The sequence below is a fragment of the Phaeospirillum tilakii genome, assembly GCF_042683125.1.
GTDB lineage: Bacteria > Pseudomonadota > Alphaproteobacteria > Rhodospirillales > Magnetospirillaceae > Phaeospirillum > Phaeospirillum tilakii.
Map to the genome: position 1 here is coordinate 134767 of NZ_JBHUIY010000003.1, position 23201 is coordinate 157967.

A 23201-nucleotide genomic window follows, 5' to 3' on the forward strand; every position below is an offset into this window, starting at 1 on the left:
GCTGACCGGCCTTTCCGTGCCCGACCATCAATGGGTTCCAAGGGCCGTGCGGCCCTTGGCGGGTGCGGGCAGAGCCCGCGCGTCTCGCCCCGACAAATCAAGGCGTTAGCGGATTCACGCGCCGATGGCTCTTCCCCCTCCGCGCGGTCATGCTATAGTTCGCCGCCGCCTTTTCCCCACCGCCGCCGAGTGTCCATGCGCCCTGTATCCGCCTCCGCTCCGCCCGCGCGCTTCATCGGTCGGCCGCTCTGTGCCGCGATCGGGCTCGGCCTGCTGTTCGCCGTCGCCGCCTGCGCCGAAAAGAAGGAGGAGTACGTCGAGAAGCCGGTCGAGGAGTTGTACAACAACGCCATGGACCTGATGGACAAGGACGAGTACCAGCGGGCGGCGAAGCAGTTCGACGAGGTCGATCGCCAGCATCCCTACTCGGCCTGGGCGACCAAGGCGCAGTTGATGGCGGCCTATGCGCTGTATGCCCGCAACAAATACGATGACGCCCTGCCCGCGCTCGACCGCTTCATCCAGCTTCACCCGGGCAACAAGGATGCCGGCTACGCCTATTATCTGAAGGCGCTGTGCTATTACGAGCAGATCACCGACGTCGGCCGCGACCAGAAAATGACCGAGCAGGCGCTGAAATCGTTGCAGGAAGTGGTCGATCGCTTCCCCAGCAGCGTCTATGCCCGCGATTCGCGGCTCAAGATCGACCTCGCCCGCGACCACATGGCCGGCAAGGAAATGGCGATCGGGCGCTATTACCTCGACACCAAGCAATATCTCGCCGCGCTCAACCGCTTCAAGCTGGTGACCGAGCAGTACCAGACCACCAGCCACGTCCCCGAGGCGCTGCACCGGATGGTCGAGATCTACACCATCCTCGGCCTCGACGCCGAGGCGCAGCGCAGCGCCGCGGTGCTGGGCCACAATTTCCCCGGCTCCGACTGGTACCAGGACAGCTACGCCATCGCCGCCCATGGCGATTTCGACCCGTCGAAGCGGCGCCAGGATCTGTCCTGGTACAATTTCTGGTCGGACCGCCCGACCACCAAGGCGCCGCCACCGCCCACCGCCGACGATCCGGCCAAGACCAGCGGCGGCTGGTTCAACTGGGCCAAGTTCTGGTAAGGCGATGCTGGCGTCGCTCGCCATTCGCGACATCGTCCTGATCGAGCGCCTCGATCTGACCCTGGCGCCCGGTCTGGCGGTGTTCACCGGCGAAACCGGCGCCGGCAAGTCGATCCTGCTCGATTCGCTCGGGCTCGCGCTGGGAGCGCGGGCCGAGGCCGGGCTGGTGCGCCACGGCGCCGCCCAGGGCTCGGTGATCGCCGCCTTCGACCTGCCGCCCGACCATCCCGCCCGCGCCTCGCTGGCCGAAGCCGGGCTCGGCGGCGATGACGGCCTGCTGCTGCGCCGGGTGGTCACCGCCGATGGCCGCTCCCGCGCCTTCCTCAACGACCAGCCGGTCAGCCTCGCTTTGCTGCGGCGGATCGCCGGGCAATTGGTCGAGATCCATGGCCAGTTCGAAAGCCACGGCCTGCTCGACCCCACCACCCATCTCGGCGTGCTCGACGCCTTCGCCGGGCTCGGCGCCAGCCGTGCCGCCGTCACCACCGCCTGGGAAGCCTGGCGCGCCGCCAGCGCCGCCCGGGCCGAGGCCGAGGCCAGCCAGGCCCAGGCCCGCGCCGAGGAGGAAACGCTGCGGGCGGTGGTCGAGGATCTCGCCACGCTCGATCCCCGCCCGGGCGAGGAAGCCGAACTGGCCCGCGACCGCACCCTGCTGATGCAGGGCGAAAAGCTGGTCGAGGCGATGAACGCCGCCCAGGCCGCCCTGGTGCGCAACGGCGATGTCGAGGCCAGCCTGCGCGCCGCCCGCCGCGCCCTGGAACGGGTGGCGGAACGGGCCGAGGGCCGGCTCGATGCGGTGATCGCCGCCCTCGACCGCGCCGAGATCGAAGCGGCCGAGGCGGTCACCGCGCTGGAACGGGCCTCGACCGGGCTCGACCTCGACCCGCGCCGGCTGGAAACGGTCGAGGAACGCCTGTTCGCCCTGCGCGGCGCGGCCCGGCGCCATGGCGTCGCGGTCGATGACCTGTCCGAACTGCGCCAGCGTCTCTCCGCCCGGCTCGACCAGCTGGAGGATGGCGGCAGCAGCCTCGCCCGCCTCGCCGCCGCCGAGGAGCAGGCCCGCGCCGCCTATCTGACCGCCGCCCGCGCTTTGTCCAAGGCCCGCGCCAAGGCCGCGCGCGGCCTCGACAAGGCGGTAGCGGCCGAACTGCCGCCGCTCAAGCTCGAAAAAGCCACCTTCCGCACCCGGGTGGTGGCCGAGGAGGAACGCGGCTGGGGGCCCGACGGGCTCGACGCGGTGACGTTCGAGGTGGCGACCAATCCCGGCAGCCCGCCCGGACCGCTGGCCCGCATCGCCTCCGGCGGCGAACTGGCGCGGTTCATGCTGGCGCTGAAGGTGGTGCTGGCGCGCGGCGCGCCCACCGCCACCATCGTGTTCGACGAGGTCGATGCCGGCATCGGCGGCGCGGTGGCGGCGGCGGTGGGCGAACGCCTCGCCCGGTTGGCCACCGATCTTCAGGTGCTGGTGGTGACCCATTCGCCCCAGGTCGCGGCACGCGGCCAGCACCATTTCCGCGTCGCCAAGCACAGCCGGGGCGCCGTCACCGTCACCGGGGTCGAACCGCTGGCGGCCGCGGACCGGCGCGAGGAGATCGCCCGCATGCTGGCCGGCGAAACCGTTACCGATCCCGCCCGCGCCGCCGCCGAAGCCCTGCTGGCGGCACGGTAGCGCGCGGGCTCTGCCCGCGACCCGCCGGGGCGATGCCCCGGACCCCCTTTGTTTTCATCGTCTGCTTGCGGGAGGGGGGGATCGGGTCCCGGCTAGGGCCTGTCGGCACCGGCCGGCGGCTTCAGGACGCGCCGTGGGACTCGTCCTTGCGTTCGACGTGCAGATGGAAGCAGGACAGGCACCACAGCACCGGCGCCACCACCCGTTCACGGCTGACCCGGTGCGGGGTCTTGCGGCCGCATTCCGGGCAGTGGACATGTTCGATGCCATCGGGGGCCAATGCCGAGGCGGGGGCCGGGCCGGGGGTGGGGAAGGCGGAGGTGGAAACGCTGACCATGGGAACCGTTCGTGTCAAATCGTTGGTCGTGGCGGACATATAGGCCCACCCCGGCGCATTTTCATGCCCGGTGGTGTGAAATTTTTTGGCTGTGAAGGAAATCTTCCAGGGACCTGGCCTGGACCGGGTGGCGGCGGCCGCCACAAAAGCCGAGGGAGGAAAGCCGCCATGGCGGCTCTCCTCCCGGCCGGAAACAGGATCAGGAATTCATCGCGTCGAAGAAATCGGCGTTGTTCTTCGAGTGCTTCAGCTTGTCGACCAGGAATTCCATCGCATCGACCACGCCCATCGGCATCAGGATGCGGCGCAGCACCCACATCTTCGACAGGATGCCCTTCTCGACCAGCAATTCTTCCTTGCGGGTGCCCGACTTGGTGATGTCGATCGCCGGGAAGGTCCGCTTGTCGCTCAGCTTGCGGTCGAGGATAATTTCCGAATTGCCGGTGCCCTTGAACTCTTCGAAGATCACCTCGTCCATGCGCGAGCCGGTATCGATCAGGGCGGTGGCGATGATCGACAGCGAGCCACCCTCTTCGATGTTGCGGGCGGCACCGAAGAAACGCTTCGGCCGTTGCAGGGCGTTGGCATCGACACCGCCGGTCAGCACCTTGCCCGAGCTGGGCACCACGGTGTTGTAGGCGCGGGCAAGGCGGGTGATCGAATCGAGCAGGATCACCACGTCGCGCTTGTGTTCGACCAGCCGCTTGGCCTTCTCCAGCACCATTTCGGTGACCTGGACGTGGCGCGAGGCCGGCTCGTCGAAGGTCGAGCTGATCACCTCGCCCTTGACCGACCGCGCCATGTCGGTGACTTCCTCGGGGCGCTCGTCGATCAGCAGGACGATCAGATAGACTTCGGGGTGATTGGCGGAAATGGCGTGGGCCATGTTCTGCAACATCACCGTCTTGCCGGTGCGCGGCGGGGCGACGATCAGGGCGCGCTGGCCCTTGCCGATCGGCGCGACCAGATCGATCACCCGGGTGGTGAGATCCTTCTTGGTCGGATCGTCGATCTCGAGCCGCAGCTTCTCTTCCGGATAAAGCGGGGTCAGATTGTCGAAATTGATCCGGTGCCGCACGTTTTCCGGCGGCTCGAAATTGATCGAATTGACCTTGAGCAGCGCGAAATAGCGTTCGCCGTCCTTGGGCGAGCGGATCTGGCCCTCGACGGTGTCGCCGGTGCGCAGGCCGAAGCGGCGCACCTGGCTCGGGCTGACATAGATGTCATCGGGACCCGGCAGATAATTCGCTTCCGGGCTGCGCAGAAAACCGAATCCGTCCTGAAGAATCTCCAGCACGCCGTCGCCGTAGATCGGGGTGTCGTTGTCGGCGAGCTGCTTGAGGATCGCGAACATCATGTCCTGCTTGCGCAGGGTGCTGGCGTTCTCGATCTCGAGCTCCTCGGCAAACGCCAACAGCTCGGCGGGAGACTTCTTTTTCAGGTCCTGAAGATGCATCGAATCAGTATCCGTTCAAATGCCTTGGAGCGGATCGGCATCGGTCCGAGAAGAAGGGCGGACAGGATGGGTCTCGGGCCGGGAAGCCGGAAGCTGGGCCGGTCGGATCCGGCAAGGGGCGGGACGGGTAGGAAAAGGCCGGGGCGGATAAGCGAGCCCGGGCGCTGGCTCATCCTTTAGCTAAACGCCGCCCGTCTGTCAAATCCGATGTGGCGGCTCGGCGGGGCGGCGCGCGGGGGCCGGGGCGGCTGGCCCCGGCCCGGCCGGCGGATCCCTACCAGGGTTTGACGATCACCATGATGACGATGACGATCATCAGCAGCGTCGGCACCTCGTTGAGAACGCGGAAGAACTTCTCCGGCCGGGTGTTGCGGTCGGCGGCGAAATCGTTCTTGCAGCGGATCAGGAACAGGTGCGACGCGGTCATCGCCACCACCATCGCCAGTTTGACGTGAAACCACGGCTGGCTGAACATGCCGTACTCGATCGCGATCCACAGGCCGAGCACCCAGCTCACCACCATCGCCGGCGTCATGATCGCCTTCAGCAGGCGGCGTTCCATGATCTTGAACTTCTCCGAAGCCTCGGAGCCCTTCTCGACCTGGGTGTGATAGACGAACAGGCGGGGCAGATAGAGCATCCCCGCCATCCACGACAGCACGGCGATGACGTGGATCGACTTGACCCACAGATAGGCTTGACCGCTCAGCATTGACAGCCCTTTCCAAGACAGGTGCGGCCCAGGGAACTGCAACCATCCTTGCCGGCGCCGGACTGGGGATCGCGCACGACTTCGGCCAGGGCCTTGATGAACGAGGGATGGCAGCCGAGGGTCGGCACCCGGACATAGGCGGGAATGCCGAGCTGTTCGGCCTGCCGCCGGTATTCGATGTCGAGTTCGACCAGGGTTTCCGAATGTTCCGAAACGAAGGCGACCGGCACCACCACCACCGGCACCTTGTCGTGCCCGGCCCGCTCCAGCTCGCTTTCGATCGAGGGGCCGATCCATTCCATCGAGCCGACCCGGCTCTGATAGCACACGCTCCAGTCGAGATCGGCCAGCCCGGTGGCCTGGGCCACCGCCTCGGTGGTCTGCTCGACCTGGCTCTGATAGGGATCGCCGCGGTCGATCATCTTCTTGGGCAGGCTGTGGGCCGAGAACAGCACCCGCGGCTTGCCGGCCTTTTCGGCCTCGGCATAGCCGGTGCGGACCAGATCGGCCAGCGCCGCGACCATGTGGCGCTGGGTCGGATAGCAGCAGGACAGCCGCGTCGGCGCGGTCATCCGCAGTTTTTTCGCCTGGGCCTGCCATTCGCCCAGCGAGGATCCCGCCGTGGTGGCGGAAAATTGCGGGTAAAGCGGCAACAGCACGACGTCGGTGGCGCCCCAGGCCTTGACGGACTCGACCGCCTCGCTGGTGAAGGGGTGCCAGTAGCGCATCGCGATGAAACAGCGATAGCCCGGGCCGAGCAGCAGTTCCAGATCCCGGGCCTGGGCCCGGGTCTGCTCGACCAGCGGCGAGCGGCCGCCGAGATTCGCGTAGATGTCGCGCGCGGTCGGCGCCCGCCGTTTCGAGATCATCTTGGCGATCAGCCAGCGCAGGGGGGCCGGAACGTCAATGATCGCCCTGTCGTTGAACAGGTTGAACAAAAACGGCTCGACCGCCTCCGGACTGTCCGGACCGCCAAGATTGAACAGAACGACGGCCGTTCTCGTGGCCGTGGGTTGGTTCATCAGCCTTTCCAGTTTTTGACCCGCTCGGCCAGCCGGGCGACATTTTCCGGCGGGGTCGGCGGCACGATGCCATGGCCGAGATTGAAGATGAACCGGCCCTTGCCCAGGGTGTTGAGCACCCGGTCGATCCCGGCGTCAAGCGCCTCGCCGCCCGCGACCAGCAGCAGCGGGTCGAGGTTGCCCTGCACGGTGCAGTGCGGTTGGAGTTCGGCCGCGGCCCAGGCCAGCGGCACCGAGGAATCGATCGACACGCCGTCAACCCCGGTTTCCTGCACGTATTTCTTGTAGAGGACGCCAGCACCACGCGGGAAGCCGATCACCGGAATGCCGGGACGTTCGGCACGGATGCGCTCGACCAGGGTGCGGGTCGGCGCGATCACCCACTTGGCGAATTCCTCTTCCGGCAGGGCGCCGGCCCAGGTGTCGAAAATCTGGATCGCTTCGGCGCCGTTGTCGATCTGACGGATCAGATAATCGCCGGTGGCGCGCACCAGCAGATCCATCAGCCGGCCGAACAGCTCCGGCTGGGAGAACATCATCCCCTTGGCGTTGGGGAAGTCCTTCGAGCCGCTGCCCTCGATCATGTAGGTGGCGACGGTCCACGGCGCGCCGGAGAAGCCGATCAGCGCGGTGGTGGCCGGGATCGCCTTCGCCAGACCGGCGACGGTGGCGTAGACCGGAGCGAGATGCTGGTGGAAGCCCGCGAGGTCGAGCCGGTCAAGGTCCGCTGCTGAGCGAATCGCCGGCAGGACCGGACCTTCCCCTTCCTTGAAGGCGACCTTCTGTCCGAGCGCATCGGGGACCACCAGGATGTCGCTGAACAGAATCGCCGCGTCGAAGCCGTAGCGCCGCAGCGGTTGCAGGGTGACCTCGACCGCGAGGTCCGGCGTGTAACACAGGTCGAGGAAACTGCCCGCCTGAGTGCGCGTAGCGCGATATTCGGGCAGGTAGCGGCCGGCCTGACGCATCAGCCAGAACGGAGGCGGCGTGACGGTTTCACCGGCGAGGGCGCGCAGGAAGGGTTTGGATGTCTGGGACACGGGGCTCAGCCTTGGTTCGATGTGGTTCCCTCTCTTACCTTTTTTGGGAAGGAGAGAAAAGATGGCAGTGAGTGGTGGGTGCCTGTGGATGACGGGGATCCCCGTTCGGATCGATTCTGTCCCCAGGCTTGTCCGCCGACTCGTTTCGGTTGTCGCGATTCGGGGACAGGTCGCCCGCGTTCCGAGTCCAAGTCGTTGAATCCCGTCGTGAGTCCGCCTTGCGGATAAAGCGGTGGATAACGGGGAAAACTGGTGGCCCCGGCCGGGATTCACGCTATCCTCGACCCGTAAGACGAGTCTTTTCGACAGACTCACCGATCGGCGGAGCGAAAAAGCGGATCGGGGAGCGAATCCGGCGAAAGGCGCCGTCACCCCGGTTATCCCCAGGATTGAGACTTGTCCACCGCCATGAGCGAGCTGCACATCCATCTGGTTTCCGACGCCACCGGCGAGACCGTCGCCTCGATCGTCCGCGCCTGTCTGGCCCAGTTCGAAACGGTCCAGCCGACCCTGCACACCTGGGGGCTGGTTCGTACCGTCGGCCAGATCGAGCGGGTGATCGCCGATTTCGCCGACCGGCCCGGGCTGGTGTTCTTCACCCTGGTCGATTCCGAGGTGCGCCGCCGGTTGGAAGAGGCCTGTCGGCTGCGCTCGATGCCGTGTGTTTCGGTGCTCGATCCGGTGATGGCGTCGCTGTCGACCTATCTCGGCAGTCCGGTCGCGGCGGCGCCGGGGCGGCAATATCAGCTCGATGCCGAATATTTTCGCCGGATCGACGCGATGCAGTTCACCCTGGCCCATGATGACGGCCAGTTGATCGAGCTGGTCGAGGAGGCCGACGTGGTGCTGGTCGGGGTGTCGCGCACCTCGAAGACGCCGACCAGCATGTATCTGGCCAATCGCGGCCTCAAATGCGCCAATTATCCGCTGGTGCCGGGGGTGCCGCTGCCGCCCGAACTGGAAAACGCCACCAGCCCGCTGGTGGTCGGTCTGACCAAGGATCCGAAGAGCCTGTCCGACATCCGCCGCGCCCGGCTGCGGCTGCTCAATCAGACCGAGGAAACCGATTACGCCCAGTTCGAGCGGGTGCGCGAGGAGGTGCAGCAGGCGCGCCGCCTGTTCACCCGGCTCGGCTGGCCGGTGGTCGACGTCACCCGCCGCTCGATCGAGGAGGCCTCGGCCACCATCATTCAATTGTACGATCAGCGCCGGGGCACGGTGGAGGGGGTGGCGCCATGATCGTTCTCGCCTCCGGCAGCCGGGCCCGTCAGGCGATGCTGGCCGCCGCCGGGGTGGTGGTGACGATCGATCCGCCCCGGATCGACGAGACGCGGATCCAGCAGGCGATGCGCCAGGGTCATGCCGGCGCGGCGGCGATCGCCGCCACCCTGGCCGGGCTGAAGGCGGCCGAGGTGTCGGCCCGCCATCCCGGCGCGCTGGTGATCGGCGCCGACCAGACGCTTGATTGCGACGGGGCCGGGTTCGACAAGCCGCGCGACCGGGCCGAGGCGCGGGATCAGTTGCTGGCGCTGCGCGGCCGCGAGCACCGGCTGATCAGCGCGGTGGCGCTGCTGCGTGACGGCCATCCGCGCTGGACTCACCGGGCCGAGGCGCGGCTGACGATGCGGGACTTTTCCGAAACCTTCCTCGACGCCTATCTTGATCAGGCCGGGGCGGCGCCGCTCGCCTCGGTCGGGGCCTATCAGCTCGAAGGCCTCGGCGCGCAGTTGTTCACCGGGATCGAGGGGGATTTCTTCACCATCCTCGGCCTGCCGCTGCTGCCGCTGCTCGAAGTTTTGCGGGAGGAAGGGGAACTGCAACAATGATTCTGACCGGACAGGCCCGGCTGGCCGGGGTGCTCGGCTGGCCGGTGGCGCATTCGCGTTCGCCCCGGCTGCATGGCTACTGGATCGACCGGCTCGGCCTCGATGCCGCCTATCTGCCGCTGGCGGTGGCGCCCGAGCATCTCGCCCAGGCGGTGCGTGCCTTGCCCCGGCTCGGGTTTCGCGGCGCCAACCTGACCATCCCGCACAAGGAAACGGTGCTGCCGCTGCTTGATGCGATCGAGCCGCTGGCGGCGCGGATCGGCGCGGTCAACACCCTCGTGATCGACGAAGAGGGCCGGATCACCGGCCGCAACACCGACGCCTTCGGTTTTCTCGAAAATCTGCGCCGCAACGCCCCGTCCTGGCGTCCGGCCGCCGGTCCGGCCATGGTGATCGGTGCCGGCGGCGCCGCCCGCGCGGTGATCGCCGCCCTGACTGATGCCGGCGTGCCGGAAATCCGGCTGGTCAACCGCAGCCGGGTTCGTGCCGAGCAGCTTGCCGCCACCCTCGGCGGCCCGATCCATGTCACCGAATGGGCCGATCGCGAAGACCAGCTCGACGGCGCCGCTTTGCTGGTCAACACCACCAGCCTCGGCATGCACGGTCAGCCGCCGCTCGACCTCGACCTTGCCGCCTTGCCGGTCACGGCGGTGGTGACCGACATCGTCTATGTCCCGCTCGAAACCCCGCTGCTGGCTGCCGCCCGCCGGCGCGGCCATCCGGTGGTCGATGGCCTCGGCATGCTGCTGTGGCAGGCGGTGCCCGGGTTCGAGGCCTGGTTCGGCCCGCGTCCCGAGGTCGATGCGGCGCTGCGTGCCTTCGTCATGGCGGGCTGATGCGGATCATTGGCCTGACCGGGTCGATCGGCACCGGCAAAAGCACGGCGGCGCGGATGCTGCGCCGCGCCGGCCTGCCGGTGCACGACGCCGATGCCACCGTCCACGCCTTGTTCGCTCCCGGCGGCAAGGCGGTTGCCCCGGTGGAAGCCGCCTTTCCCGGAGTCGAGCGCGACGGCGCGATCGATCGCGCCGCCCTCGGTCGCCGGGTGTTCGGCGATCCCGCCGCTTTGCGCCGGCTCGAAGCGATCGTTCACCCGCTGGTGCGCGCCGCCGAGGCCGACTTCCTGCGCCGTCAGCGTCGCCGCCATGCCCGGATGGTGGTGCTCGACATTCCGCTCCTGTTCGAAACAGGGGCCGACCGCCGCTGCGATCTGGTGGTGGTGGTGACCTGTCCGCCGTTTCTTCAGGCCCAGCGAGTGCTGGCCCGCCCCGGCATGACCCTGGAGCGGTTGCGCCAGATCCGCACCCAGCAAGCGCCCGAGGCCGACAAGCGCCGCCGCGCCGACGTGGTGGTTCCCACCGGCTGCGGTCCTCGCCCGGCCCTGCGCCGTCTGCGCCGCGCCCTCGGCCTGTAAGCGCGACCAACGCCCGCGCCCAAGCTGACAGGCCGTTCCGCGCCCGACCATCGATGGGTTCCAAGGGCCTTGCGGCCCTTGGCGGGTGCGGGCAGAGCCCGCGATTTTTTTCAGCCGACCCGCTTCATGCTGAGGCCGTGATTGGTGACCATCACCTGATTGTTCCACCGCACCCGGCGGCCGAACATGGCGAGGCCGATCACCAGCCCGTTGAGCAATTCGCGGGCGACGATCTGCCAGGGCTTGGCCGGCGGCAGGCTGGGATAGAGCCGACGCAGGCGGCGGTGGAGGTGCTGGCGCAGTCCGATCTGCACCGCCAGCGCCGGCAGCGCCACCCACAGGGTCCAGCCGAACAGGGTCGCCAGCAGCATCGGCCCGAGCGGGCTCATGAAGATGCAGCCGAAATGTTCGAGCGGGCGGATGGCGCGGACGGCGCGGCTCCAGCGCAATTCGTGCTGGATCAGGTCGCGCAGGCGGGTTTCCGTCACCACGGTGGCGACCACCGGCTGGGCGAGGCGAACCTTGAAGCCGTGGCGGTAGAGCTGGTGGCCGAACACATAATCCTGCGCCACCGCGTCGGCCATCGCCTCGAATCCGCCGATCGCCGCCAGCGATTGGCGGGTGACCGCGATCGCCGCACCGTAGCAGATGTCCATGTCGTGGCGCGACAGATCGACCAGCACCGAGGGAATGAACCAGTCATTGTGATAAAGCGCGCCGATCTCGGCCACCGCGTTGGGTTCGGGCGCGCCGGAATAGAGGCTGGTGACGCCGCCGACCCCGGGTTCGGACAGCGGCTGGATGAAGCGGGCGATGAAATCGGGCTCGAGCAGCACGTCGCTGTCGATCATCGCCAGGATATCGTGCTTGGCCGCCGGCAGCATGTTGGCGAGGTTGGCGTTTTTGGGATTGCTGCCGAGCCGGCGCTCGTCGATCACCAGTGCGGTGTCGAGCGCGGGGAAATCGGCCCGCACCCGCTCGATCACCGGCCGGGCCGGGTCGTCGGCGCTGTGCAGCCCGAACACCACCTGCAACCCGGGGTAATCCTGGGCGCAGATCGAACGCAGACATTCCTCCAGCCGGGGCGGGGTGCCGTGGGCCGGCACCAGCACCGACACCGGCGGCCGCCAGCTCGGCGGCGGCCCGGGCGGCTGAACGGAACGGAGTTGGCGGAAAGCGAGAGCGAGATACGCGTAACCACCGACGGCGAAGGCGCCGCCGACCAAACTTGCCAAGAACATCGTTGAAAAGATTCCCTTATTACGGGATAAGCTGTTTGAGGACAGGATCAAAGAATCTGTGGCGGATGCCAACACAAAAGATGTAACTAACCCGACCGCCCGCACGAAACGTCGTTCGGGCGCATGGGGGCGTTTGCGCATGAACGGGATCACGCTTGTCACCGGGGCCACCGGATTCGTCGGTTCGGCGATCGTTCGGGCCTTGCTGGCGCGCGGCGAACGGGTGCGGGTGCTGGCGCGGCCGGGCTCGGACCGCAGCAATCTGACCGGCCTTTCCGTCGAGATCGCCGAAGGCGCGCTCGAGGATCAGGCCTCGCTGGCCCGGGCGGTCGCCGGCTGTGCCCGCCTCTATCACGCCGCTGCCGATTACCGCCTGTGGGTGCCGGACGAGGCGGCGATGCTGCGCGCCAATGTCGAGGGCACCCGGGCGCTGATGCAGGCGGCCCAGGCGGCGGGGCTCGAACGGATCGTCTACACCAGCTCGGTCGCCACCCTCGGCCATGTCGAGTATGGCGCCGCCGACGAGAACACCCCGAGCGGGCTGGCCGAGATGATCGGCCCCTACAAGAAATCGAAATTCCTGGCCGAGGCGGTGGTGCGGCGGATGGCCGACGAATCCGGTCTGCCGGTGGTGATCGTCAATCCCTCGACCCCGATCGGCCCGGGCGACATCAAGCCGACCCCGACCGGGCGGACCATCGTCGAGGCGGCCAACGGGCGGATGCCGGCCTATCTCGATACCGGGCTCAATCTGGTCCATGTCGCCGACGTCGCCGAAGGGCACCTGCTGGCGATGGAACGCGGCCGAATCGGCCAGCGTTACATCCTCGGCGGCGACAATCTGCCGCTGTCGGAAATTCTCGGCCGCATCGCGCTGCTGACCGGGCGCAAGCCGCCGACGGTGCGCCTGCCGCGCCTGCCGCTGTTCCCGCTGGCGGTGGGGGCCGAATTGTGGGCCCGCTTCGGCGGCGGCGAGCCGTTCCTCACCGTCGATGGGCTGCGGATGGCGCGCTGGCGGATGTATTTCTCCTCGGCCAAGGCCGAGGCCGAGTTGGGCTATCGTCACCGTCCGGCCGATCAGGCCCTGGCCGACGCGGTCGAATGGTTCCGTGCCCAGGGCCGGGTGGCACGATGAAGGCTGCGGCTTGGGCCGGTCTGGCCGGCCTGCTCGCCTGGGGCTGGCTGCTGACCCAGCGTGGCGGATTCTGGCGGATCGAGGCGCCCGCGCCGGTGCCGGAACCGGAAATCTGGCCGGAAGTGGCGGCGGTGATTCCCGCCCGCGACGAGGCCGAGGGAATCGGCGCCACCGTCGCCTCGCTGCTGTCGTCCGATTATCCCGGCCGGCTGACCCTGGTGGTGGTCGATGATCACAGCAGCGACGGCACCGCCGCGCTGGCCCGCGCCGCCGCCGAGGCGATCGGTGCCGGCGACCGTCTGACCGTGCTGGCCGCGCCCGATCTGCCGCCCGGCTGGGCCGGCAAGATGTGGGCGCTGCATCACGGCCTCGCCGCCGCCCGCGCCGCCCGGCCCGAGGCCGGCTTCATGCTGCTGACCGACGCCGACATCAGCCACGCCCCGGGCGAACTGCGTCAGGTGGTGGCCCGCGCCCTGGCCGAGCGGCTCGACCTCGCCTCGCGCATGGTCCGGCTCAGCACCGCCAGCTGGTGGGAACGGGCGGTGATTCCGGCCTTCGTCTTCTTCTTCCGCATGCTCTATCCCTTCGCCTGGGTGCGCGACCCGGCCCGGCCGACCGCCGCCGCCGCCGGCGGCTATGTGCTGATCCGGCCGCAGGCGCTCGACTGGATCGCCGGCGTCGATGCCATTCGCGGCGCGGTGATCGACGATTGCAGTCTGGCCGGGGTGGTCAAGCGCGCCGGCGGGCGGGTGCGGATCGACCTGAGCTGGGACACCACCAGTTCGCGTACCTATTGGGGCCCGTCCGGGCTGTGGCGGATGATCGCCCGCTCGGCCTATGCCCAGCTCAACCATTCGCCGCTGCTGCTGGCTGGTACCGTGCTGGCGATGACCCTGGTGTTCATCGCCCCGCCGCTGCTGGCGCTGTCGGGCTCGCTGTTCGGGCTGCTGGCCTGGGCGGCGATGACTGCCGCTTATTGGCCGACGGTGCGCCGGTTCGGCCTCGCCCCGGCCTGGGCGGCGGCGCTGCCGGCGGTGGCGCTGTTCTATCTCGGCGCGACGGTGCAGTCGGGAGTGAGCTGGCACCGCGGGCGCGGCGGGGTGTGGAAGGGTCGGGTTCAGGATCAGCGACCGGAGGGCAAGCGATGATCACCGTCGATCCCGTCCTCTATGAGGACATGGCGGCACGGGTGCGGGCGGCCGGCACCTCGTTCTATTGGGGGATGCGGCTGCTGGAAACGCCGCGCCGCTACGGCATGTACGGCATTTATGCCTTCTGCCGCGAGGTTGACGACATCGCCGACGAGCCGGGCGATCCGGCCGACAAGCGCCGCCGCCTCGGCTGGTGGCGCGAGGAGATCGAGCGGCTGTATCAGGGCGCGCCGACCCATGCGGTCACCCGCGCGCTGCAAGGGCCGATCCGCGAATACGAATTGCCCCAGGCTGATTTCGTCGCGGTGATCGACGGCTGCGAGATGGACGGCGACAATGCGATGGTCCGCCCCTCGCTGGCCAAACTGGAGCTTTACTGCGACCGGGTGGCGGCGGCGGTCGGCCGGCTGTCGGTGCGGGTGTTCGGCGAAAGCCGGCCGCAGGGCCAGCGCGTCGCCAACGCCACCGGCATGGCGCTGCAATTGACCAACATCCTGCGCGACGTCGCGGTCGATGCCGAGATCGGCCGGCTTTATCTGCCCGACGAATTGCTGTCGGCCCACGGCATCGCCAGCCATGATCCGGCCGAGGTGCTGGCCCATCCCGCCTTGGCTTCGGTCTGCCGCGAGCTGGCCGAGACGGCGCGGCGCCATTTCGCCGAGTCCGACGCGGCGATGGCGACCTGTTCGCGCCGGGCGATGCGGCCGGCGACCCTGATGAAGGAAATGTATCGCGGCGTGTTCTGCCGGCTGGAGGCCGAGGGCTTCCAGCCGCGTCTGCCGCCGGTCCGGATGCCGACCGGGGCCAAGCTGTATTGCGTGCTGCGCTATGGCCTGATCTGACGGCCCCCACCCTTTTTCGTCCGCAAGATGAGGTCCGACGTGCCTGCCAGTGAAATGAAAGAGCGTTCGGCCGATTCCGCTCCCGCCCCCGACGCGGTCGAGGCGGCGGTGCGCGCCGCCGCCGCCGCCCTGATCGGGCGGCAGCGGTCCGACGGGCATTGGGTGTTCGATCTCGAAGCCGATGCCACCATTCCGGCCGAGTTCGTGCTCTACCTGCATTATCTCGACGAACGCGATCCGCCGCTCGAACAGCGGATCGGGGTCTATCTGCGCGACACCCAGGACCGCGCCCATGGCGGCTGGCCGCTGTTCCATGGCGGCGATTTCAACATCAGCGCCACGGTGAAGGCCTATTTCGCCCTCAAGGCGATCGGCGACGACATCGACGCCCCGCACATGAAGCAGGCGCGCGACGCGATCCTGGCCCATGGCGGGGCGGCGGCCAGCAACGTCTTCACCCGCACCCTGCTCGCCTTGTTCGGCCAGATCCCCTGGACCGGCGTGCCGGTGATGCCGGTCGAGATCATGCTGCTGCCGAAATGGTTCCCGTTCCATCTCGACCGGGTCAGCTACTGGTCGCGCACGGTGATCGTGCCGCTGATCGTGCTGATGAGCCTCAAGCCGCAGGCGCGCAACCCGCTCCGGATCAACATCCGCGAGCTGTTCACCGTTCCGCCCGAGCGGGTCACCAACTGGAACCTGGAGCCGGCGCGGTCGGGCTGGGCCCATTTCTTCCGAGGCCTCGACAAGGTGCTGCATCAGGTCCAGCCCTATTTCCCCCAGGGCCTGCGCCGGCTGGCGGTGGAAAAGGCGGTGGCCTTCGTCGATGAGCGCCTCAACGGCGAGGACGGGCTGGGGGCGATCTTCCCGGCGATGGTCAATGCCGTGCTGATGTACGACCTGCTCGGCGTGCCGAAGGACGATCCCCGGGTGGTGACCGCCAAGGCGGCGATCCGCAAGCTGGTGGTCGAAGAGGGCGATCGGGCCTGGGTCCAGCCCTGCGTCTCGCCGGTGTGGGACACCGCGCTCGCCACCCATGCTTTGCTTGAGGCCGGCGGGGCCGAGGCCGAGGCGGCGGCGCGGCGGGCGGCCGATTGGCTGGTCGAACGCCAGATCACCGACGTGGTCGGCGATTGGGCGGCGCAGCGCCCCGGTTTGCCGCCGGGCGGCTGGGCGTTCCAGTATGCCAACCCGCATTATCCCGACGTCGATGACACCGCGGTGGTGATGGCCGCGCTCGACCGGCTCGATTCGGCCAAGTACGGCGCGGTGGTGGACAAAGGCGCGGTGTGGCTGCGCGGGATGCAGTGCAGGAACGGCGGCTGGGGCGCGTTCGACGCCGAGAACGACGCCCAGCACCTCAACCACATTCCGTTCGCCGATCACGGCGCCCTGCTCGACCCGCCGACGGTCGATGTCTCGGCCCGCTGCGTCTCGGTGCTGTCGGTGCTGGGCGAGCCCCGCACCGATCCGGTCGCCAAGGAGGGGGTCGCCTACATCCTGGCCGAGCAGGAAGAGGACGGGTCCTGGTTCGGCCGCTGGGGCACCAATTACGTCTACGGCACCTGGTCGGCGCTGTGCGCCCTCAACGCCGCCGGGCTCGATCACGGCCTGCCGGCGATCCGCAAGGCGGTGGCGTGGCTGGAGAGCAGGCAGCGCGCGGATGGCGGCTGGGGCGAGGACGGCCGTTCCTACTGGGACAACCAGCCGCGCGGCGAGGGCCCGGTCAGCACCCCGTCGCAGACCGCCTGGGCGGTGCTCGGGCTGATGGCGGCGGGCGAGGGCGACAGCCCGGCGGTGCGGCGCGGCATCGAGTACCTGCTGCGCACCCGCAGCGACCAGGGGCTGTGGGACGAGGCGCATTACACCGCGGTCGGCTTCCCCCGGGTGTTCTATCTGCGTTACCATGGCTACCGCGCCTTCTTCCCGCTGTGGGCCCTGGCGCGCTACCGCAATCTGACCAGCGGCAATGCCGGACCGGTGCTGCATGCCCTCTGACGACGAAACCTTTCCCGCCACCTGCTGGCCCGACGGCGTTCCCGGCCAGACCCGGGTCGGGGTGGTGGTCGGGATGGAATCCGAGGCGGCGCTGCTGCCGCCCGGTCTGCTGATCGGCATCGCCGGGGCCGATCCGGTCGCGGCGGAATATCAGGCCCGCCGCCTGCTCGACCAGGGCGCCCAGGCCCTGCTCAGCTTCGGCATCGCCGGCGGGCTCGACCCGACCCTGGCCTCGGGCGACCTGATCGTCGCCACCGGGGTGATCGAGGGGCTCGATCATTTCCCGGCCAATTCGGTGTGGATGTGCCGGTTGCTCAACGCCCTGCCCGAGGCGCGGCGCGGTCCGGTGTTTTCCGCCAACCGGGTCATCGCCGGCCATCAGTCCAAGCGGGGGCTGTTCGCCTCGGTCGGTGCCCGCGCCGTCGATATGGAAAGCGGCGCGGTGGCCCGGGTCGCCGCCGGGGCCGGCTGTCCGTTCGCGGTGCTGCGCGCCATCGCCGACCCGGCCGGGTTCTCGCTGCCCAGTGCCGCCGCCGCCGGGCTCGGCCCGGACGGCAAGCCGCGTCCGTTGGCGGTGCTCGGCAAGCTTGCCTTGCGGCCGTGGCAATTGCCGGGGCTGATCCGGCTCGGTCTCGCCTCGCGCGGCGCCCATCACGCCCTCGCCACCGCCGTTGCCCAGCTCGGTCCCGGCTTCGCGCTGTGATGTGGGCTCCGCCCACACCCGCCAAGGGCCGCAGGCCCTTGGATCCCCTTCCCTGATCTTTTTCGACGCCGCGCCTCGGGTCTCCCCCTCTTTTGCGCGTTCGGAGGTCATGCTACCTTTTTGAGTTGAAGGACGACGGGGAGAACCCAAAGGTGTCGGGAGCGCGAGCGAACCGAACCAAGGCGGCCAGAAGGCTGCGGTTTCGGGTGGAGGCCTGGGCCGGCTGGTTTGCCGGCGCCGAGGCGCTGGAACAGGGCGGTGCGATCGCGCCGGCCCGGCCGTTGCCGACGCCGTTGCGGCGGCGGATCACCCCGATCGGCCGGCGGGCGCTCGAGGCGGCCTGGGCGGTGCTGCCCGAGGGACCGATGCCCCGGCTGGTGCTGTCGTCGCGCCATGGCGAATATCAGCGCACCTTCGACCTGCTCGGCCAGTTGGCCGCCGAGGGCACGGTGTCGCCGGCCGATTTCAGTCTGTCGGTCCATCACGCCCTGGCCGGGCTGCTGTCGATCGTCACCGGTGGCGACGGCGGCCACACCGCCGTGTCGGCCGGGCCGGAAAGCTTCGGCTTCGGTCTGATCGAGGCCGCCGGCTGCGCGGCCGAGGACCGGGCCGGGGCGATCCTGCTCCATTTCGACGCGCCGCTGCCCGAGCTTTACCGCCCGGTCGCCGCGCCCGACCGGCCCGAACTCGCGCTGGCGCTAAGGCTGGCCCCGCCCGGGTCCAGTGCCGGGATCGGGCTGGAGTTGGCGCTTGATCCGGGCGGCACGGGCGATGACGGGCTGGCGGAAAGCTGCGCCCGGGTGCTGCGCGGCGCGGCGGCGGCCGAGGCGGCCGGGCCGCGCTTCGGCTGGCGCTGGCGCCGCGGCGATTCTGGCCCGGACGGGGGAGGCGACGATGGCTGATCCCCGGCGCTGGTGGCGCGCGATCGGCGTCGGCCTGTTCCTGGCGATCATCGGCCTGGGCGGCACCCTGCTGGCCTTGACCCTGTTTCCGCTGATCGGTTGGCTCAGCCGCGACCCGGCGGCGCGGCGGCGGCGGATCCAGGGGGTGCTGCACCGTCTGTTCCGGCTTTATTGCCGGGCGATCGACCGGCTGGGCATCGCCGACGTCGAATTCGCCGGGATCGAACGGCTGGGCGACCTGTCCGGCACCCTGATCGTTGCCAACCATCCTTCGCTGCTCGACGTGGTGATGATCATGGCGGCGGTGCCCCGGGTGCAATGCGTGGTCAAGGGCGGGCTATGGTCGAACCCGTTCTTCCGTTTCACCGTCGAGGGCGCCGGGTATCTGCGCAACGACCTGCCGCCCGAGCAACTGGTCGAATCCTGCCTCGGTGTGCTGCGCGACGGCGGCTGCCTGATCCTGTTCCCCGAGGGCACCCGCACCCCGCCCGGCACTCTGCCCCGCCTGCAACGCGGCTTCGCCCATCTGGCGACGCTGGCGCCGTGCGATCTTCAGGTGATCACGCTGCGGGCCGATCCGCCGCTGCTGAGCAAGGGCCAGACCTGGTGGCGGGTGCCGGAGCGGCGCACCCGCTTCCGGCTCGAGGTGGACGAGCGGATCACGATCGAGCGGTTCCTGGCGGAGCCGCGCCGGCCGGTGGCGGCGCGGCGGCTGACCACTTATCTCGAGGCGCTGTTCGCCGCCCGCCTCGCCGCCCCGGAGTCGGGGCGATGATTCCGGCTCCGCTCGCCGCCCTGCTGGCTGGCACGGCACGGCCGGGCCATGCCGTGGTGGCGTGGCGCGACGGCGAGGCGCTGACCTGGGACCGGCTGCGCGGCGATGTCGGCGCGCTGGCGGCCCGGCTGGACGGTGAGCGGGTCGCCCTGCGCAGCGAGGACGGCTATGCCTTCTGTGTCGGGCTGCTGGCCGCCGCCGCCGCCTCTTGCCCGGTGCTGCTGCTGCCGCCGGGCGCGCCGGCGCTGATTGAAAGCCTCGCGCCGCATTGGGACCGTCTGCTCGGCGATGGCGGCGAGCCGATCCTGACCGGCGCGGCCGCCGCTCCGCCGGCCGGATTCGATCCGGCCCGGGCGACGGTGACCTTCCTGACCTCGGGCAGCACCGGGCAGCCGAAGCGGATCGGGCGCAGCCTCGCCCGGCTGGAGGCCGAGGTGGCGGCGGTGGCCGCCCTCGCCGGCCCGCTCGGCCCCGGCTGCCACCGCGCCACCGTGCCGCATCACCATGCCTACGGCCTGATCTTCAAGCTGCTGTGGCCGCTGCTGGCCGGGCGGCCGTTCGCCGCCCGCTCCTATCCGCTGTGGGAACCGCTGCTGGCCGAGCTGCATGACGGCGACGTGCTGGTCAGCGGCCCGGCCCATCTCGCCCGGCTCGACGGGCTCGCCTCGGCGCGGCGGCCGGACCTGATCCTGTCGGCCGGGGCGCCGCTGCCGACCGCCGCCGCCTCGGCCGCCGCCCGCCTGTTCGGCCGCGCCGTCAGCGAGATCCTCGGCAGCACCGAGACCGGGGCGATCGCCCACCGTCCCGGCGGCGGCACCATGGCGTGGCTGCCGCTGCCCGGGGCCGAGATCGACCATGACCGCGACGGCCTGCTGCTGGTGACGGCGCCGTGGCTCGACGGGCAGGCGCGCGGGGCCGACCGGATCGTGCCCGCTTTGGCCGGCGGCTTCCATCTGCTCGGCCGCGCCGACCGGGTGGTCAAGATCGAGGGCGCCCGGGTCGGTCTGGCCGGGGTCGAGGCGGCGCTGGCCGCCCTGCCGGAAATCGACGAGGCGGCGGTGGTGGTGCTGCCCGAGGGCGGCACCACCCTCGCCGCCGCCGTGGTGCTGAGCGAGCCGGGTCGGCTGCGTCTGGCCGATGACGGCGCCTTCCGGCTCGGCCGCGCCCTGCGCAACCGGCTGGCCGAGCGGCTGGAACCGGCGGCGCGGCCGCGCCGCTGGCGCTTTGTCCCCAGCCTGCCGGTCAACGCCCTCGGCAAGCGCACCAATGCCGCCGTGATGGCGCTGTTTCCCTCCGGGTCTGCCGATGCCTGATATCCCCCCGCGTTGCCTGCCGGCGATCGCCGGCCGGACCCGTGCCGAGGCCGGTCTGGTCCTCGACCTTGATCTCGCCCCCGCCGCCGGCTGGTTCGCCGGCCATTTCCCCGGTTGTCCGATCCTGCCCGGGGTGGTGCAGATCGATTGGGCGCTGGAGCTGGCGGCGCGCGAATTCGGGCTCGGCCCGCTGGCCGCCGCCGGGTTGCAGGTCAAGTTCAAGGCGCCGATCCGCCCCGGCGACCGGCTGACCCTGATCCTCGACCATCGCCCCGAGCGGGGCCGGCTGGGATTCGAATACCGTCGCGACGGCGAAATCTGCGCCAGCGGCCGGATCGCGCTGGCGTCATGACCGACTTCCGTCCCTGCGTGGCGATTCCCAGCCACGATCATGACCGCGCCCTGCCCGCCTTGGTCGCCGCCCTGCGCGGCCACGGCCTGCCGGTGCTGATCGTCGATGACGGCAGCGCCGCCGAAGCGGCGGCGGCGATCGCCCGGCTGCACGATCCGGCCGGCGGGGTCAGCGTGCTGCGCTTCGCCGTCAACCGGGGCAAGGGGGCGGCGGTGATCGCCGCCTTCGACCACGCCGCCGCCGCCGGCTACAGCCATGTGGTGCAGATCGATGCCGACGGCCAGCACGACCTCGCCGCCCTGCCCGCCTTGCTCGCCGCCGCCCGCGCCCACCCCGCCGCCCTGGTCAGCGGCCGCCCGGTCTATGACGCGACCATTCCCCGGGCGCGGCGGATCGGCCGCTGGATCACCCATCTGTGGGTGTTCGTCGAGACGCTGTCCTTCCGCATCACCGACAGCATGTGCGGGTTCCGGGTCTATCCGCTGGCGCCGACCCTGGCCCTGCTGGCGGAAGAGCGGGTCGGGACGCGGATGCAGTTCGACACCGAGATCATGGTGCGGCTGTTCTGGCGCGGCACCCCGCCGCTGATGGTGCCGGTGGCGGTGACCTATCCGCCCGGCAACAGCTCGAATTTCGATCCCTGGCGCGACAATCTGCGCATCAGCGCGATGCACACCCGGCTGGTGACCACCTTGCTGCTGCGGCTGCCCTCGGTGCTGGCCCACCGCCCGCCCCTTCTGGAGCCGCCGCGTCACTGGGCGGCGCTGGCCGAGCGCGGCGCCGGCTGGGGGCTGGCCCTCACCGCGTGGCAATTGCGCCATCTCGGCCACCGCGCCACCCTGGCCCTGCTGGCGCCGGCGCTGGCCTATTTCTTCCTCACCGGCCGGACCCAACGCGCCGCCGCCCGCGCCTATCTCGCCCGGGTCGGGGCCGGTCCGGCCGGTCCGTTCGCCCCGCTGCGGCTGATGGCCGATTTCGCCGGCCGCGCCCTCGACACCGTCGCCGCCTGGGCCGGGATGCTGCCGCCGGCCGCGCTGGAGCCGGCCGATCCCGCCGGGCTGGCGGCGCTGACGGCCGATCCGCGCGGGGCGGTGCTGGTGGTGTCGCATCACGGCAATGCCGAACTGGCCCGCGCTTTGGCCGATCCGGTCTGGCGCGACCGTCTGACCGTGCTGGTCCACACCCGCCATGCCGAGAATTTCAACCGGGTGCTGGCCCGCTTCGCTCCGGCGGCGGCGGCGCGGCTGATCGAGGTGGCTGATTTCGGTCCCGACACGGTGATCGCCCTGCAACAGCGGATCGAGCACGGCGAATGGATCGCGATTGCTGGCGACCGCGTCCCGGTCGCCTCGCGCGGCCGGGTCGGCCGGGCGCCGTTCCTGGGGGCGCCGGCCGCCTTCCCGCACGGGCCGTGGCTGCTGGCGGCGCTGCTCGGCTGCCCGGTCCATCTGCTGTTCTGCCGCCGGATCGCCCCCGGCCGCTGGCGGCTGAGGGTGGAGAGGATGGCGGAACGGATCGAGCTGCCGCGCGCCGGCCGCGCCGCCGCGCTCGACGGCCTGATCGCCGCCTATGCCGCGCGGCTGGAGGCGGAATGCCGCGCCGCGCCGGAGCAATGGTACAATTTCTATGATTTCTGGGCGGTGGAGGAGACCAAGGGGTGATTTCGGCCGAGGTGGGCATCACGGTGCCGTTTTACGATCTCGATCCGATGCAGGTGGTGTGGCACGGCAATTACGTCCGCTATCTGGAGGAGGCGCGCTGCGCCCTGCTCGACCGGCTCGATTATTCCTATCCCCGGATGGAGGAATCCGGCTACCTGTGGCCGATCGTCGATCTGCGGCTGAAATATGTCCGCCCGGCCCGCTTCGGTCAGGCGCTGCGGGTGATCGCCACCCTGACCGAATACGAGAATCGCCTGCGCATCGCCTATCGCATCCTCGATGCCGCCAGCGGCGAGGTGCTGACCAAGGCCGAGACCACCCAGCTCGCGGTGGTGGCGGCGACGCGGGAGCTGTGCCTCGAATCGCCGGCGGTGCTGCTCGAACGGGTGCGGGCGGTGCTGGCATGAGGGGGGCTGCCGCCCCAACCCCCCTTTGTTTTCGAAAAAAAGGGGGTCCGGGGCCTCGCCCCGGCCGGGCCCGCGGGCGGAGCCCGCGCAACTGGTTTGATTGCGCGCGAAGCGCGCGCG

At 69.9% G+C, this 23201-nt stretch carries 23 protein-coding genes; 17 read left to right on the forward strand and 6 right to left on the reverse strand.

The annotated features are described in order from the left end of the window. Positions 1–195: 195 nt before the first annotated feature. A complete protein-coding gene (locus ACFSNB_RS02680; RefSeq protein ID WP_377314258.1) occupies positions 196–1125 on the forward strand; it encodes an outer membrane protein assembly factor BamD in 930 nt (309 codons plus the stop codon). A gap of 4 nt (positions 1126–1129) precedes the next feature. After that, positions 1130–2794 (forward strand): DNA repair protein RecN, encoded by a 1665-nt coding sequence (recN, locus tag ACFSNB_RS02685; protein WP_377314260.1) that lies wholly within the window; start codon positions 1130–1132, stop codon positions 2792–2794. 121 nt (positions 2795–2915) lie between these two features. On the opposite strand, the gene ACFSNB_RS02690 is transcribed toward recN, so the two are convergent. From ACFSNB_RS02690 to hemE, 5 genes are all read right to left on the reverse strand, one after another. After that, on the reverse strand, positions 2916–3131 hold the full coding sequence (locus tag ACFSNB_RS02690; RefSeq protein ID WP_377314262.1) for a hypothetical protein: 216 nt from the start codon (positions 3129–3131) through the stop codon (positions 2916–2918). A 199-nt stretch (positions 3132–3330) separates the two neighbouring features. Further along, complete coding sequence (gene rho / locus ACFSNB_RS02695; RefSeq protein ID WP_377314264.1) at positions 3331–4587, reverse strand: transcription termination factor Rho; 1257 nt, start codon at positions 4585–4587, stop codon at positions 3331–3333. A 274-nt stretch (positions 4588–4861) separates the two neighbouring features. Beyond that, positions 4862–5299, reverse strand: a complete 438-nt coding sequence (gene hemJ, locus ACFSNB_RS02700; RefSeq protein ID WP_377314266.1) for a protoporphyrinogen oxidase HemJ — start codon at positions 5297–5299, stop codon at positions 4862–4864. After that, positions 5293–6321: a ferrochelatase gene (hemH, locus tag ACFSNB_RS02705; protein ID WP_377314268.1), complete on the reverse strand. Its 1029-nt coding sequence runs from the start codon at positions 6319–6321 to the stop codon at positions 5293–5295. The genes hemJ and hemH overlap by 7 nt, the downstream gene beginning before the upstream one ends. Further along, on the reverse strand, positions 6321–7370 hold the full coding sequence (hemE, locus tag ACFSNB_RS02710; protein WP_377314375.1) for a uroporphyrinogen decarboxylase: 1050 nt from the start codon (positions 7368–7370) through the stop codon (positions 6321–6323). The genes hemH and hemE overlap by 1 nt, the downstream gene beginning before the upstream one ends. A gap of 399 nt (positions 7371–7769) precedes the next feature. Here hemE and ACFSNB_RS02715 point away from each other — a divergent pair, with 399 nt between their 5' ends. From ACFSNB_RS02715 to coaE, 4 genes are read left to right on the forward strand one after another with little or no spacing between them, the layout of a single operon-like run. Further along, entirely contained in the window at positions 7770–8600 is an 831-nt protein-coding gene (locus ACFSNB_RS02715; RefSeq protein ID WP_377314377.1) for a pyruvate, water dikinase regulatory protein, read from the forward strand. After that, the gene (locus tag ACFSNB_RS02720) at positions 8597–9187 is read left to right on the forward strand and encodes a Maf family protein (protein ID WP_377314270.1); all 591 of its coding nucleotides are present in this window, start codon (positions 8597–8599) and stop codon (positions 9185–9187) included. The genes ACFSNB_RS02715 and ACFSNB_RS02720 overlap by 4 nt, the downstream gene beginning before the upstream one ends. Beyond that, complete coding sequence (locus ACFSNB_RS02725; protein WP_377314272.1) at positions 9184–10023, forward strand: shikimate dehydrogenase; 840 nt, start codon at positions 9184–9186, stop codon at positions 10021–10023. Before ACFSNB_RS02720 ends, ACFSNB_RS02725 begins: the two co-directional genes overlap by 4 nt. Further along, entirely contained in the window at positions 10023–10601 is a 579-nt protein-coding gene (coaE, locus tag ACFSNB_RS02730; RefSeq protein ID WP_377314274.1) for a dephospho-CoA kinase, read from the forward strand. The genes ACFSNB_RS02725 and coaE overlap by 1 nt, the downstream gene beginning before the upstream one ends. Before the next feature lie 110 nt (positions 10602–10711). Here coaE and hpnI read toward each other — a convergent pair whose 3' ends face one another. Beyond that, complete coding sequence (hpnI, locus tag ACFSNB_RS02735) at positions 10712–11842, reverse strand: bacteriohopanetetrol glucosamine biosynthesis glycosyltransferase HpnI (RefSeq protein ID WP_377314276.1); 1131 nt, start codon at positions 11840–11842, stop codon at positions 10712–10714. Positions 11843–11981: 139 nt separating this feature from the next. Between hpnI and hpnA the strand changes: the two genes are divergently transcribed. The 11 genes from hpnA (at position 11982) to ACFSNB_RS02790 (ending at position 23081) form a co-directional block, all read left to right on the forward strand. Beyond that, a complete protein-coding gene (gene hpnA, locus ACFSNB_RS02740; RefSeq protein WP_377314278.1) occupies positions 11982–12977 on the forward strand; it encodes a hopanoid-associated sugar epimerase in 996 nt (331 codons plus the stop codon). Next, the gene (locus ACFSNB_RS02745; protein ID WP_377314280.1) at positions 12974–14125 is read left to right on the forward strand and encodes a glycosyltransferase; all 1152 of its coding nucleotides are present in this window, start codon (positions 12974–12976) and stop codon (positions 14123–14125) included. Before hpnA ends, ACFSNB_RS02745 begins: the two co-directional genes overlap by 4 nt. Continuing rightward, positions 14122–14970 (forward strand): presqualene diphosphate synthase HpnD, encoded by an 849-nt coding sequence (gene hpnD, locus ACFSNB_RS02750; RefSeq protein WP_377314282.1) that lies wholly within the window; start codon positions 14122–14124, stop codon positions 14968–14970. Before ACFSNB_RS02745 ends, hpnD begins: the two co-directional genes overlap by 4 nt. A 54-nt stretch (positions 14971–15024) precedes the next feature. After that, positions 15025–16968, forward strand: a complete 1944-nt coding sequence (gene shc, locus ACFSNB_RS02755) for a squalene--hopene cyclase (protein WP_377314284.1) — start codon at positions 15025–15027, stop codon at positions 16966–16968. Then, on the forward strand, positions 16958–17671 hold the full coding sequence (locus ACFSNB_RS02760; RefSeq protein WP_377314286.1) for a phosphorylase family protein: 714 nt from the start codon (positions 16958–16960) through the stop codon (positions 17669–17671). Before shc ends, ACFSNB_RS02760 begins: the two co-directional genes overlap by 11 nt. Positions 17672–17877: 206 nt before the next feature. Further along, a complete protein-coding gene (locus tag ACFSNB_RS02765; RefSeq protein WP_377314288.1) occupies positions 17878–18573 on the forward strand; it encodes a beta-ketoacyl synthase chain length factor in 696 nt (231 codons plus the stop codon). Then, positions 18566–19348: a lysophospholipid acyltransferase family protein gene (locus ACFSNB_RS02770; protein ID WP_377314290.1), complete on the forward strand. Its 783-nt coding sequence runs from the start codon at positions 18566–18568 to the stop codon at positions 19346–19348. Before ACFSNB_RS02765 ends, ACFSNB_RS02770 begins: the two co-directional genes overlap by 8 nt. Next, complete coding sequence (locus tag ACFSNB_RS02775) at positions 19345–20661, forward strand: AMP-binding protein (protein ID WP_377314292.1); 1317 nt, start codon at positions 19345–19347, stop codon at positions 20659–20661. Before ACFSNB_RS02770 ends, ACFSNB_RS02775 begins: the two co-directional genes overlap by 4 nt. Next, the gene (locus ACFSNB_RS02780) at positions 20654–21013 is read left to right on the forward strand and encodes a 3-hydroxyacyl-ACP dehydratase FabZ family protein (protein ID WP_377314294.1); all 360 of its coding nucleotides are present in this window, start codon (positions 20654–20656) and stop codon (positions 21011–21013) included. The genes ACFSNB_RS02775 and ACFSNB_RS02780 overlap by 8 nt, the downstream gene beginning before the upstream one ends. Continuing rightward, entirely contained in the window at positions 21010–22674 is a 1665-nt protein-coding gene (locus ACFSNB_RS02785) for a glycosyltransferase family 2 protein (protein WP_377314296.1), read from the forward strand. Before ACFSNB_RS02780 ends, ACFSNB_RS02785 begins: the two co-directional genes overlap by 4 nt. Beyond that, positions 22671–23081 carry an acyl-CoA thioesterase gene (locus ACFSNB_RS02790; RefSeq protein WP_377314298.1) on the forward strand — a complete coding sequence of 137 codons (411 nt, stop codon included), beginning with the start codon at positions 22671–22673 and terminating at the stop codon, positions 23079–23081. The genes ACFSNB_RS02785 and ACFSNB_RS02790 overlap by 4 nt, the downstream gene beginning before the upstream one ends. Positions 23082–23201 lie beyond the last annotated feature (120 nt).